The following is a 12,133-nucleotide window of genomic DNA, read 5'->3' as shown; positions in this document are numbered from 1 at the left end:
CCCGCGTGCTGGCCGCCGTGGTCGGCATGAGCTACTCGTGGTGGGACTCGAAGCACAGCCGCCATCACGCGAACCCCAACCGCGTCGGCAAGGATCCCGACATCGAGGTCGACACGATCTCCTTCCTCGAGGAGGATGCGGTTCAGGCGCGGGGGCTGCGTCGGATGATCACCCGCAAGCAGGGGTGGCTGTTCTTCCCCCTGCTCACGCTGGAGGGTCTGAACCTGCACTACCTCGGCTTCAAGCACCTCGCGAGCCGTGAGCCGGTGAAGAGCCGGTGGACCGAGATCTGGATGCTGGCCGTGCGCTTCACCCTCGTGCTGACGCCGATCTTCCTGGTGCTCCCGCTCGGCAAGGCCGCCGCGTTCCTGGGCGTCATGCTCGCCGTCTTCGGCGTGTACATGGGGGCGTCCTTCGCTCCGAACCACAAGGGCATGGCCGTGATCGCCCCGGACGCCCGTCTCGACTTCTTCTCCAAGCAGGTCTACACCTCGCGCAACATCCGCGGCGGATGGTGGGCCACCTGGCTCATGGGCGGCCTGAACTACCAGGTCGAGCACCATCTCTTCCCGAACATGTCGCGGATGCACCTCGCCCGCGCGAGCGAGATCGTCCGCGAGTTCTGCGCCACGCACGACATCCCCTACACGGAGACGTCCCTGGCCCGGTCGTACGCGATCGTCATCGACTACCTCAACCGCGTCGGTCTCGCCGCGCGGGATCCGTTCGACTGCCCGATGGTCGGGCAGTACCGACGCGCCTGATCCGACGCCATCGCGGACCGACGCTCAGGCGAGATCCGCGAAGAGCGCCATCGTCGCCGCGCCCATCTCGACCTGGGTCAGGATCACCCGGAACGAGCAGTCGAGGTCGACGTACACGTCGGTGCCCAGCCCACCGGACCACCCGTAGCGGCCCTGGTGCGGCCCCGTCGTCTGCACGGCGACGCCGTACCCCCAGCCCATGCCGTCCCAGAAACCGGGGAAGAAGCTGTCGGGCGTCTTGAGCCGCGCGGGGACCCGATCGGTCCGCATCTGCTCGAGCAGCTCCGGCTGCAGGATGATCCGGTCGTCCGCGCGGCCGCCGGATGCCAGCATCCGGGCGAACGCCGCGTAGTCCGCTGCCGTCGACACCAGCTCGGCGTGACTCAGATCGAACGGCGCCGGGGCGAGATAGAAGCCGTCGCCGGCGGGTTCCATCTCGACGAGGGCGCCGGTGCCGTCATGGCGGTATGCGGCCGGCAGGCGATGGGCGTCCTGCCGGGGGACCGAATGCCCCGTGTCGGTCATGCCGAGCGGGTCGAAGATCTCGTCGGCGAGGAGATCGGGCAAGGGGCGGTCCGCGATGCGGGCGAGGAGTATCCCGAGGATCCCGAAGGAGTGGTGGTACCGCCATCCCTCGCCGGGCTGGAACATCAGCGGGAGCTCGGCGAGGGCGTCGAGCCAGTCCTGGGCGCCGAGCTCGACAGGATCCTGACCCGCCTGCGTGCGGTTGCGCTTCATCGCGTCCTGCAGCGGTCCCCGCGCGGTCGTCATGCCGTAGCCCGACGTGTTCGTGAGCAGGTGCCGGACCGTGATAGGCGACTCCGCGGGCACGACGTCGTCGAGCGCCGACTGCGGGGTGCGCAGGACGAGACGGTCGGCGAGCTCCGGGATCCACTGCTGCACCGGCGCGTCGAGGTCGAGCCGCCCGTCCTGCACCATGCGGAGGGTCGCGACGGCCAGCACGGGCTTCGTCATCGACTGGATGCGCACGACGGAGTCGGGAGCGAGGTCGCCGGAGGAGAGGATCTCGAGCCGTCCTGCGGCATCGCCGTCCGCGACCACGATCCCCGGCGCGGTGCCGGCCGCGACGTGCCGGTCGAGGATCTTCTGCACGTCCATCGTCATCATTCCGGCTCCTCCACTGCGCAGGCGTCGCGGTACGGGGTGATCCCGGCCCACTCTAGGCGGAGGCGCGGACAAGCGCTCCTTCGTCAGGGCGATCAGCCTCGGCGACCGGTTGTCAAGCCCCATGGAACTCCGCGGGATCCGGCCTAGGGTCGCACCGTACGGCATCCAGCTACCGAACGGAGGCACTCCTCATGGGCATCGGAACCGGCATCGTCCTCTTCGTCATCGGCGCGATCCTCGAATTCGCCCTCAACGTCCAGGTCTCCTGGATCGACCTGCACCTCGTCGGATACATCCTCATGATCGCCGGGGCGGTCGTCTTCCTCCTCAGCCTGATCCTGCTGCTCGTGCGGCGAGGCCGCCGCACGGAGCCGGTGCACGACGAGGATCTGCTCTGACCACCCTTCGGCGTCAGCGGCGCTGCTCGCGGTAATACGCGAGCAGCGCGCGCGTCGAGGGGTCCTGTGCGGCGATCGCGTCCTGATCGCCCTCGATCGCGGGGGCGATCTGCAGGGCGAGCTGCTTGCCGAGCTCGACCCCCCACTGGTCGAAGGAGTTGATCCCCCAGATCGCGCCCTGCGTGAACGTGATGTGCTCGTAGAGGGCGATCAGCTGGCCGAGCACGGCCGGCGTCAGCGCAGGGGCGAAGATCGAGGTCGTCGGGCGGTTGCCGGGGAAGGTCCGCGCGGCGACGAGCGCGCCCGTGGTGCCCTCGGCCTCGACCTCCTCGGCGGTCTTGCCGAAGGCGAGCGCCTTGGTCTGCGCGAGGAAGTTCGCGAGGAAGAGCCCGTGCACGTCGCGGCCGTCGTCGGCGAGCGGGTAGGCGGGGTTCGCGACGGCGATGAAGTCGGCCGGGATCAGACGGGTGCCCTGGTGGATGAGCTGGTAGAACGCGTGCTGGCCGTTCGTGCCGGGCTCGCCCCAGAACACCTCGCCGGTGTCGGTCGTGACCGGCGACCCGTCCCAGCGCACGGACTTGCCGTTCGACTCCATCGTGAGCTGCTGCAGGTAGGCAGGGAAGCGGCTCAGCTGCTGGGCGTAGGGGAGCACCGCGTGCGACTGCGCCCCGAGGAAGTTCGTGTACCAGACGTTGAGCAGGCCCATCAGCACCGGCACGTTGCGCTCCAGCGGCGTGATCCGGACGTGCTCGTCGACGGCGTGGAACCCGGCGAGCAGCTCGCGGAACGCGTCGGGGCCGAGCGTGATCGCCAGGGACAGTCCGATCGCGCTGTCGACCGAGTAGCGGCCGCCGACCCAGTCCCAGAATCCGAAGGCGTTGGCCGGGTCGATGCCGAAGGCCGCCACCTTGTCGAGCGCGGTGGAGACCGCGACGAAATGGTGCGAGACCGCCTCGGTGCGGGTCTCCTCGGTCGCGACGTCGACCCCCGCCGCCGCGAGGCGCTCCCACAGCCAGTCGCGGGCGAGACGCGCATTCGTCAGCGTCTCGAGCGTGGTGAAGGTCTTCGACGCGACGACGAACAGCGTCGTCTCGGGATCCAGGTCCGCGGTCTTCTGCGCGATGTCGGTCGGATCGATGTTGGAGACGAAGCGGGCCTGGATGCCGGCATCGGCGTAGGGCTTGAGCGCCTCGTAGACCATGACGGGGCCGAGGTCGGATCCGCCGATCCCGATGTTCACCACGTGGGTGACCTTCTTGCCTGTGGCGCCCCGCCAGTCGCCGGAGCGCACGCGGTCGGCGAAGGCGCTCAGCACGTCGAGCACGGCGTGCGCGTCGTGATCCACTTCCTGGCCGTCCACGACCAGTGCGGGGGAGGCGTCCGCGGGGCGGCGCAGAGCCGTGTGCAGCACGGCGCGGTCCTCCGTGGTGTTGATGTGCTCGCCGGCCAGCATCGCGGCGAATCGCTCCGCAACGCCGGTCTGCTCGGCGAGACGCACCAGAGCGCTGCGGATCTCGGCCGTCACGAGGTTCTTGGAAAGATCCACGCGGAGGTCGGCGAGGTCGAACGTCAGACTCTCCACGCGCTCGGGATCGGCGGCGAACCAGCCGCGCAGATCGGGCGAGAACGACTTCCGCAGCGCGGTGAGATCGGTCCAGGCGGGCGTCGTGGTGGCGTCGATCGGGGAGGTCATGGGTCCACGCTAGCGCGGGATGCCCGCCGTGCGCCGAGGATGTCCGGATGACGGGGTGCGAGCCGTGGCGAGGTGCGTGCGGCACCCCGCCACGGCGGGGGTCAGGCCTGTCCGCTGCGGTCCGGGAGCTGCTGCAGGGTCCAGCGGTTGCCGTCGGGATCGGCGAAGGTGACGAAGCGCCCCCAGGCCAGCTCGTCGACGTCCGTGGCCTCCGCACCGACGCTGCGCAGGTGCGCGAGAGCCTCGTCCGCGTCCGGCACGACCACCTGGATCGTGTTCTGGCGACCCGGCTCGAGATCGATGCCGAGATTGGTGCCGAACGCGATCGAGCACGCGGATCCCGGCGGGGTCATCTGCACGAAGCGCAGCCCCTCGAACGGCGTCTGGTCGTGGTCGGCGTGGAAGCCGATCCGCTCGTAGAACTCCTTCGACCGGTCGACGTCGGTGACCGGCACGAAGATGAGCTCGATCTTCCAGTCCATGCTGCACGCTCCTTCAAGGGGGAGATCCGCGGCGGGGATCCGCCGTCGTCCCCGACGCTACGCCGGGGGTCGGACATCGCCGCGTCCGCGTCTCGCCAGGGCGTCCGGGCTCACTCGACGGGGCGCGGCGGCGCCAGGCGCAGGACGTCCCGGTCGATCCGGGTCTGCAGGACCCTGAGCGTCGTGTCGCTGATCGCCTTGCGATCGCGCATCCCGATCAGGACCTCGCGCTTGTGCTCCAGCACCGCAAGACCGAGCGCGGCGTAGTCGCCGTCGGCGGCCCAGACCGCGGGATCGGAGCCGTCCGAGGCGCGATCGATCCGCCGCAGCCGCTCGCGGTATTCGGCGGCGATCCTGTCCCGCACCGAGGGCGGCGCGCCGACGCGCGCAGCGAGCACGGGGACCGACTGCAGCGCGGCGATGGTCGTGGTCCGCTGCGCCGCCGACAGCTCCTCCGTCATCGCGGTGTCGGGCTCGAAGCGGCCCCAGCGGATCGCCAGCGGCAGCAGCATGCCCTGCACGATGAGGGTCAGGAGGACGACGCCGGTGGCGACGAAGACGATCTCGTCCCTCCCGGGGAACCCTGCGGGAACGGCGAGGGCGACCGCGAGCGACACCGCGCCCCGGAATCCCGCGATCGTGGAGACGACGCGTGCGCGGTGCGGCATGCGGCGTGTGCGCTGCGACGGGCGCCGGTCGACGAGCCGGAGCATCCATGCGGTGAGCACCTGGAACGCGAAGCGGATGAGCAGCAGGGCGAGCCAGGCGAGCACGCAGAACAGCAGCAGCGCGGGGACGTCCGCGACCGGCACGGCGCGCACGGCCGATTGCGCCTCGATCCCGATCAGGACGAAGAGGGCTCCGTCGAGGCCCTTCGTCATGATCGTCCAGAACGAGTTCATCTGCTGGCGCGACTGCGCGGAGCCGGCACGGGGACCGGTCTGGCTGATCATGAGCCCGGCGACGACGACGGCGATCACGCCGGACGCGTGCGCGAGCTCGGCGCCGAGGAAGGCGGCGAACGGGATGAGCACGACCGCCGTGTTGCTCGTGACCGCGTCGTGGATGCGCCGCAGCAGCAAGGTGCCCAGCAGCCCCGCCGCGACGCCGATCGCCCCTCCGCCGAGATAGGCGAGGACCACGAGCCCTGCCACCTGCCACCCCGAGAAGGCCGTGCCGCTCGTGGCGATGCCGACCGTGATCGTGAACAGCACCAGGGCCGTGCCGTCGTTCACCAGGCTCTCGGCGCGCAGCTGGATCGCGTTCCGGTGCGGCAGCGAGCGGGACAGGCCGCCCACGGCGGTGGCATCGGTCGGGGCCAGGGCCGCCCCGAGCACGAGCGCCGCCATCCAGCTCCAGCCCAGCGCCGCGCCGGTCCCGGCGATCCCGAAGGCCGTGACCACCACGAGAAGCGTGCTGAGCAGCAGGATCACCCTCATGTCGCGGCGGAGCTCGCGCAGCGGCGTCGTGAGGGCCTCCCAGAACAGCAGCACCGGCAGGAACAGGATCAGCACGACCTGGGACGGCAGATGGATCTCCCGCACCGCCGGGACGAAGCCGCTCAGCAGGCCGAGCAGCAGATGCAGCAGCGAGGCCGGTATCCGCACCCACGGCGCGAGCCAGTTGCCCGCCACCACGAGCGCGCCGACCAGGACGATGACTCCCAGCGGATCGATCATCGGCGCCTCCCTCCGGACGATGGATCCACTGTGACCCACGTCGATGTCGGCGCTGTTACAGGCCGCGCGCACGCACGTTACGTCCGCGCCGGCCGTGCGGGATCAGTCGTCGTCGCGGAGCGCCTCGGTCGCCTGCCGGTGCGGCAGCACGGGATGCATGCCCGTGTAGCCCTCGCGCTCGCGGGCGGCGGCGAGGATGCGGCTGCGCGCGCCGAACCAGCCGACGATCAGCGCGGGGATGATGACGACGAGAGAGAGCAGCACCCAGCGCCCTGTCTCGGTGAAGCCCATGGTGACGAGGACGAAGACCAGGAACGCGAGCGTGAGGTATCCCGTGTACGGGGCCCCGAACATGCGGAACGAGGAGCGCTCCAGGAGGCCCTTCTTCGTGAGCGCGTGCAGGCGCAGCTGGCACAGGATGATCGTCGCCCAGCCGCCGATGATGCCGAGCGCCGAGACCTCGAGCACGATCTCGAACGCCTGCGACGGCACGACCGCGTTGAGGACGACGCCCGCGAGCGTGATGGCCGAGGTGAGCAGGATGCCGCCGTAGGGCACGCCGTTGCGGCTCATCCGCGCCGTGAAGCGCGGAGCGGATCCGTTCACCGACATCGAGCGCAGGATGCGCCCTGTCGAGTACAGCCCGGCGTTGAGGCTCGAGAGCGCGGCCGTGAGCACGACGAAGTTCATCACCGAGCCCGCCACGGCGCCGGTCTCCGCGCCGCCGAGGTGCGTGAAGAACGTGACGAAGGGCGACTCTCCGGCCTTGTAGGTGCTGAACGGCAGCAGGAGCGAGAGCAGCAGGATCGAGCCGACGTAGAAGATCGCGATCCGGATCACGACCGTGTTGATCGCACGGGGCATGATCTTCGCCGGCTCCGCCGTCTCGCCCGCGGCCGTGCCGACGAGTTCGATCGAGGCGTAGGCGAACACCACGCCGGAGATCGCGATGAGCGGTGCGAACAGGCCCATCGGGAAGAGGCCGCCGTGCTCCGCGATGATCGAGAAGCCCGTCGGGCCGATGTCCGTCGAACCCCGCGTGATGAGGATCACCGACCCCACGATGAGGAACGCCACGAGCGCGACGACCTTGATCATCGCGAACCAGAACTCCATCTCGCCGAACACCTTGACGCTGACGAGGTTGAGGGTGAGCACGACGAGCAGCGCGATGAGGGCGATCAGCCACTGCGGCACGGCCTGCAGCGGAGGCCAGTAGTGCGCCCAGAACTTCACGTAGAGGGCCGCCGCGGTCACGTCCACGATCGAGGTCATCGCCCAGTTCAGGAAGTACAGCCAGCCGCTCACGAACGCGACCTTCTCGCCGTAGAACTCGCGCGCATAGGACACGAAGGATCCGGACGAGGGGCGGTGCAGCACGAGCTCGCCGAGCGCGCGGAGGATCAGGAACGCGAAGAAGCCGCACACCGCGTACACCAGGATCAGCGCGGGGCCGCTGGAGGCGAGACGTCCGCCAGCGCCCATGAACAGACCGGTGCCGATCGCGCCGCCGATCGCGATCATCTGGATCTGCCGGGGTTTCAGGGCCTTGTGATAGCCGGCGTCCTCGCTCGAGAAGTCCTCGACCGCCATGAGGCGGTCGCCGGTGAGCTCGCGCTCGTTCTCCAGGGCGTCTTCGGGGTCCACGGCGCGGCCGGGGGTCTGATCGCTCATCTGCGATGCCTTTCCTCTGGGCCGCCCCGGGTCGACAGCCGATCATTCGTGCATCGGAGATCTTCCCCCGCATGTGGTGCGCAGGGCAACGAACGAACCGGCGGAGGGAGAGAATGGGCCATGGCCGAAACCAACCTGGTCGGGGAGACGATGCTCTCGCGCGCGGAGGGGCTGGCGGCGGGGAGGGCGGCCCGCGACCGCGTTCCCCGCACCGCCCTGGCGTCGATCACCATGGCGGGACGCGACCCGCTCGGCATCCTGGACCGGCAGAACAGCACACGCGTGCAGGACCTCATCCCGCTCCGCACCGAGCGGATGTCCGCCGACCTCTTCGCGTTCTACCGAGGCACCGCGGCGATCATGGCCGCGGACTTCGCGCGGGAGCCGCACACGGGCATTCTGGTGCCGTCCTGCGGGGACGCGCACATCGGTAACTTCGGCTTCTTCGCCTCGCCGCAGCGCACGCTGATGTTCGACCTGAACGACTTCGACGAGGCGGCGTGGGCGCCCTGGGAATGGGATCTCAAGCGGCTCGTCGCGAGCGTGGTGATCGGCGCCAGAGGGGGCAGGGGGCAGGCGCTCGCGGACGACGCGGCGCGGCAGTGCGTGCTCGCCTATGCGCGGGCGCTGCGCGCCGCGGCCTCGGCGGATCCGCTGCAGAGGTACTTCGCGCACTTCGACGCGACGGCGGCGCGGGACGGGCTCGACGTCGATTCGCAGCGCACCCTGCAGAAGGCGATCGCGGCGGCGGAGAAGCGGACGGGCGCGCGCGCCGCGCGCAGGCTCACCGTCCGCGGAGACGACGGCCACCTGCGGTTCGTCGAGCAGCCGCCCGTCATGACGCACGCCGATCCCGACATCCGCGAGGTCAGCGACACCGCCTTCGAACGGTACGCGGCCTCCGCGAACATCGACGTCCAGCTGCTGCTGCGTCAGTACCGGGTGCGCGACGTGGCGCGCCGCGTGGTCGGCGTCGGCAGCGTCGGCACGCGCTGCTTCCTCGCCGTGCTGGGCACCGCCGACGCCGAGCCCCTGCTCCTGCAGGTCAAGCAGGCGGCACGGAGCGTGCTCGCCGAGTACGGCGGGATCGCACAGCCCGACGACCTCCAGGAGCGGATCCGCGAGGGTGGGGAGGGCGCGAGGGTCGTCGGCGTGCAGCGGGTCCTGCAGGCGTTCTCGGATCCGTTCCTCGGGCACATCAAGGGCGCGCGCGAGGACTACTACGTGCGTCAGTTCCACGACATGAAGGGCTCGATCGACACCGACGAGATCGAGGACGAGGGCTACCGCGAATACGCGGTGGCCTGCGCGATCACGCTCGCCCGCGCCCATGCGCAGGCCCCTGCCGCCGCCCAGATCGCCGGCTATGCGGGCAAGGGCGCTCAGCTCGCCGATATCCTGGTGAGCTGGGCCAACGCCTACGCCGACGTGGCAGAGCAGGACTACCGGTCGTTCGCGGCGCGAGCGGCCGAGCAGGGAGCGGCGAACGCCGCCTCGCACACAGCGCAGCGGACTGCGCAGGAGGAGAGCACGGCATGAAGCAGATCCGATTCGGATCCGGATCCGCCCCGGCGGTCGTCGCGGGCATGATGCGCATCGACGGCCGCACTGACGCGCAGATCCGCGAGCTGTACGACACCGCGCGCGCGAACGGGATCGACTTCTTCGACCACGCCGACATCTACGGCGGGGCGATGCACGTCTGCGAGGACCGCTTCGGCGCCGCGCTCGGGCTGTCGGCCGCCGAGCGCGATGAGATCACGCTGCAGACCAAGTGCGGCATCGTGCCCTCGGAGGGGATGTTCGACTTCTCCTACGAGCACATCATGCGACAGGTCGAGGGGTCGCTCACGGCGCTGCGCACCGACCGCATCGACGTCCTGCTGCTGCACCGCCCCGACGCCCTCGTGGAGCCGGAGGAGGTCGCGCGCGCCTTCGACGAGCTGCACGCCTCGGGCAAGGTGCGCTCCTTCGGCGTCTCCAACCACACCCCGCGCCAGATCGACCTGCTGAAGACCGCGGTGACGCAGCCGCTCGTCGCGAATCAGCTGCAGCTGTCGATCACGCACGCCCCGATCATCGCCCAGCCGCTCGCGGCGAACATGGCGGGCCTCGATCAGAGCATCGTCCGCGACGGCGGCGGGATCGTGGAGTACTGCCGCATCGAGGGCATCGCGATCCAGGCGTGGTCGCCGTACCAGGCGGGCTTCTTCACGGGCGTCTTCCTGGACAACCCGGCCTATCCCGAGCTCAACGCGGCGATCGACCGGATCGCGGCGGCGCACGGCGTCACCCCGATCGGCATCGCCACCGCCTGGATCACGCGGCACCCCGCGGGCATGCAGGTGGTGCTCGGCACGACCACGCCGTCACGCGTGCAGGAGGCGGCGGAGGGAGCGGATGTCGAGCTCAGCCGTGCGGAGTGGTACGAGCTGTTCCGCGCCGCCGGACACACCCTGCCCTGAGGGGTGGCCGGGGCGCGTCGGTGATCTCCTAGGCTGTCGGCATGGGCCTGGTGTTCACGATCCTCATGCTGGTGCTGCTGATCGGCGCGCTCATCGACATCATCACGCGGCGCGACGACCAGGTGAAGCACCTGCCCAAGATGTTCTGGATCATCCTCGTCATCATCGTCCCGCTCGCCGGATCCCTGATCTGGTTCCTGGTCGGACGCGAGTACGACGGGGAGGGGATCCGGCTGCCGAAACCTCGTGAGCGCCGGTCGGGCCCGGCGGCCCCCACCTCGCCGTCGCAGCCCGCCGACACCCGCAGCACCGAGCAGCAGATCGCCGACCTGGATCGCGAGATCGAGGAGTGGCGGCTGCGCGCGGAGATCGAGAAGCGCAAGAAGCAGCAGGGCGAGACGGGGACCGAATGAGCACGGCGGCGCACGGCCCCCGCGCCGTGATCGGAGGCGGCAGCGGCTACCTCGGCACGGCCCTGCGCGATGCGCTGAGGCTCGACGGCTACGACGTGCGCACGATCGGGCGCGGCGGCGACGCCGACGCGCGCTGGGACGACGAGGCCGGGATCCTGCGTCTCGTCGACGGCGCCGCGCTCGTGATCGGCCTGGCCGGGCGACGCATCGACTGCCGCTACACCGACCGCAACCGCGATGAGATCCTGCGCTCGCGCGTGCGCACCACCACCGCCCTGCATCACGCGATCTCGACGGTGGCGCGCCCGCCCGCCGTCTGGATGAACGGCAGCTCGGCGACGGCCTACCGCTATTCGCTCGACACGCCCCGCACCGAGGCGGATCCGCTCGAGGAACGGGGATTCTCGCCCGACGTGACGCGGGAGTGGGAGGCGGCCCTGTTCGCCGGGGAGCTGCCCGGCACCCGTCGGATCGCGCTGCGCACCTCGCTCGTGCTGGGCCGGGGCGCGCCGGTCATGACGATGCTCCTGCGCCTCGCGCGGCTGGGGCTCGGTGGTCCGCAGTACGACGGGTGGTGGTTCCCGCACCGGCGCTATCGGGGGATCGGCCCCCATCCCACCGAGCCAGCGCGTCCCGACTACGAGCGCTCGCGGGGCCGGCAGCGGCTGAGCTGGATGCACGAGCAGGACTTCGTGCAGGCGGTCCGGTTCCTCCGCGACCACGACGACATCGCGGGCTCGGTGAACATGGCGTCGCCGAACGCGGTGACGAACATCGAGCTCATGCGCACGCTGCGCCGGGCCGTGGGAGCGCCGTTCGGACTCCCCGCGCCGCGCTTCGTGCTGGAGCCGGGGATGGCCGTGCTGCGCACCGAGTCCGAGCTGATCCTGAAGAGCCGGTGGGTGCTGCCGCAGGTGCTCGAGGACGCCGGCTACGTGTTCCGGTTCCCCGAGCTGGACGGCGCGGTGCGCCAGATCCGCACGCGCTGATCGCGGAGCCTCATGCCGAGGGTCGCTGCTCCGCTGGCCTGCTGGCCCGCTGGCCCGCTGCTGATCGCTCCCGTCGCAGAAGTCGCCGTTGCCGATCGCTCCCGTCGCAGAGGATGCCGCCAACCGGCCGTCTGAGCGACGCTTTTCGCGACGGGACGGATCCGCGGCCGCGACCGGGCGGGTCAGCGGGCGGAGGGAGGCGCGAAGGACGCCAGGACCGCCTCCTCGAGGTCGGGGTGCGCGAAGGCGTATCCGGCGTCGAGCAGCCGTTCCGGCGCGACCCAGCGGCTCTTCAGGATCAGCTCCGTCTCGGTGCGGATCCCGATCGCTCCGAGTTCGAGCATCCAGCGCGGCTGCGGCAGCCCGAACGGCACTCCGAGGGCGCGGCGGATCGTCGCCATGAGCGTGCGGTTGTCGCTCGCACCCGGCGCGACGGCGTTCACGGGCC

12 protein-coding genes are annotated in these 12,133 nt (G+C 70.5%); 6 read left to right on the top strand and 6 right to left on the bottom strand.

Features of this window, described 5'->3' with window-relative positions; all coding sequences use genetic code 11:
- On the top strand, positions 1-764 hold a 764-nt coding region (locus tag B7X32_RS12670; RefSeq protein ID WP_292720072.1), incomplete at its 5' end, for an acyl-CoA desaturase.
- A 24-nt stretch (positions 765-788) separates the two neighbouring features.
- On the opposite strand, the gene B7X32_RS12665 is transcribed toward B7X32_RS12670, so the two are convergent.
- Positions 789-1,892 (bottom strand): serine hydrolase domain-containing protein, encoded by a 1,104-nt coding sequence (locus tag B7X32_RS12665; RefSeq protein WP_292720069.1) that lies wholly within the window; start codon positions 1,890-1,892, stop codon positions 789-791.
- A 191-nt stretch (positions 1,893-2,083) separates the two neighbouring features.
- Here B7X32_RS12665 and B7X32_RS12660 point away from each other — a divergent pair, with 191 nt between their 5' ends.
- A complete protein-coding gene (locus tag B7X32_RS12660; protein ID WP_292720066.1) occupies positions 2,084-2,290 on the top strand; it encodes a DUF6458 family protein in 207 nt (68 codons plus the stop codon).
- A 13-nt stretch (positions 2,291-2,303) separates the two neighbouring features.
- On the opposite strand, the gene pgi is transcribed toward B7X32_RS12660, so the two are convergent.
- The 4 genes from pgi to B7X32_RS12640 all read right to left on the bottom strand — a co-directional run bounded on the left by pgi (position 2,304) and on the right by B7X32_RS12640 (position 7,737).
- A complete protein-coding gene (pgi, locus tag B7X32_RS12655; RefSeq protein WP_292720063.1) occupies positions 2,304-3,983 on the bottom strand; it encodes a glucose-6-phosphate isomerase in 1,680 nt (559 codons plus the stop codon).
- Between the two features lie 101 nt (positions 3,984-4,084).
- Positions 4,085-4,465, bottom strand: a complete 381-nt coding sequence (locus tag B7X32_RS12650) for a VOC family protein (protein WP_292720060.1) — start codon at positions 4,463-4,465, stop codon at positions 4,085-4,087.
- Between the two features lie 110 nt (positions 4,466-4,575).
- Complete coding sequence (locus B7X32_RS12645) at positions 4,576-6,144, bottom strand: Na+/H+ antiporter (protein ID WP_292720057.1); 1,569 nt, start codon at positions 6,142-6,144, stop codon at positions 4,576-4,578.
- Positions 6,145-6,246: 102 nt separating this feature from the next.
- The gene (locus tag B7X32_RS12640; RefSeq protein ID WP_292720076.1) at positions 6,247-7,737 is read right to left on the bottom strand and encodes an amino acid permease; all 1,491 of its coding nucleotides are present in this window, start codon (positions 7,735-7,737) and stop codon (positions 6,247-6,249) included.
- Between the two features lie 201 nt (positions 7,738-7,938).
- Between B7X32_RS12640 and B7X32_RS12635 the strand changes: the two genes are divergently transcribed.
- From B7X32_RS12635 to B7X32_RS12620, 4 genes are read left to right on the top strand one after another with little or no spacing between them, the layout of a single operon-like run.
- A complete protein-coding gene (locus B7X32_RS12635; protein ID WP_292720054.1) occupies positions 7,939-9,357 on the top strand; it encodes a DUF2252 domain-containing protein in 1,419 nt (472 codons plus the stop codon).
- The gene (locus B7X32_RS12630) at positions 9,354-10,283 is read left to right on the top strand and encodes an aldo/keto reductase (RefSeq protein ID WP_292720051.1); all 930 of its coding nucleotides are present in this window, start codon (positions 9,354-9,356) and stop codon (positions 10,281-10,283) included. Before B7X32_RS12635 ends, B7X32_RS12630 begins: the two co-directional genes overlap by 4 nt.
- Before the next feature lie 41 nt (positions 10,284-10,324).
- The gene (locus tag B7X32_RS12625; protein ID WP_292720048.1) at positions 10,325-10,696 is read left to right on the top strand and encodes a PLD nuclease N-terminal domain-containing protein; all 372 of its coding nucleotides are present in this window, start codon (positions 10,325-10,327) and stop codon (positions 10,694-10,696) included.
- Entirely contained in the window at positions 10,693-11,685 is a 993-nt protein-coding gene (locus tag B7X32_RS12620) for a DUF1731 domain-containing protein (protein ID WP_292720045.1), read from the top strand. Before B7X32_RS12625 ends, B7X32_RS12620 begins: the two co-directional genes overlap by 4 nt.
- A 182-nt stretch (positions 11,686-11,867) precedes the next feature.
- Here B7X32_RS12620 and B7X32_RS12615 read toward each other — a convergent pair.
- Positions 11,868-12,133, bottom strand: a 266-nt coding sequence (locus B7X32_RS12615; protein ID WP_292720042.1) for a DUF1731 domain-containing protein, incomplete at its 5' end; no start/stop codon positions are given.

The sequence above is a fragment of the Microbacterium sp. 13-71-7 genome (genome assembly GCF_002257455.1).
Lineage (GTDB): Bacteria > Actinomycetota > Actinomycetes > Actinomycetales > Microbacteriaceae > Microbacterium.
The sequence above is the reverse complement of the archived record's forward strand: the minus strand, read 5'-3'. Positions and strand labels throughout refer to the sequence as shown.

Coding starts and splice junctions, on each gene's coding strand:
- B7X32_RS12665 (WP_292720069.1), bottom strand. CDS start 1,892: ATGATGACGATGGACGTGCAGAAGATCCTCGACCGGCACGTCGCGGCC.
- pgi (WP_292720063.1), bottom strand. CDS start 3,983: ATGACCTCCCCGATCGACGCCACCACGACGCCCGCCTGGACCGATCTC.
- B7X32_RS12650 (WP_292720060.1), bottom strand. CDS start 4,465: ATGGACTGGAAGATCGAGCTCATCTTCGTGCCGGTCACCGACGTCGAC.
- B7X32_RS12645 (WP_292720057.1), bottom strand. CDS start 6,144: ATGATCGATCCGCTGGGAGTCATCGTCCTGGTCGGCGCGCTCGTGGTG.
- B7X32_RS12620 (WP_292720045.1), top strand. CDS start 10,693: ATGAGCACGGCGGCGCACGGCCCCCGCGCCGTGATCGGAGGCGGCAGC.
- B7X32_RS12660 (WP_292720066.1), top strand. CDS start 2,084: ATGGGCATCGGAACCGGCATCGTCCTCTTCGTCATCGGCGCGATCCTC.
- B7X32_RS12625 (WP_292720048.1), top strand. CDS start 10,325: ATGGGCCTGGTGTTCACGATCCTCATGCTGGTGCTGCTGATCGGCGCG.
- B7X32_RS12635 (WP_292720054.1), top strand. CDS start 7,939: ATGGCCGAAACCAACCTGGTCGGGGAGACGATGCTCTCGCGCGCGGAG.
- B7X32_RS12640 (WP_292720076.1), bottom strand. CDS start 7,737: ATGGCGGTCGAGGACTTCTCGAGCGAGGACGCCGGCTATCACAAGGCC.
- B7X32_RS12630 (WP_292720051.1), top strand. CDS start 9,354: ATGAAGCAGATCCGATTCGGATCCGGATCCGCCCCGGCGGTCGTCGCG.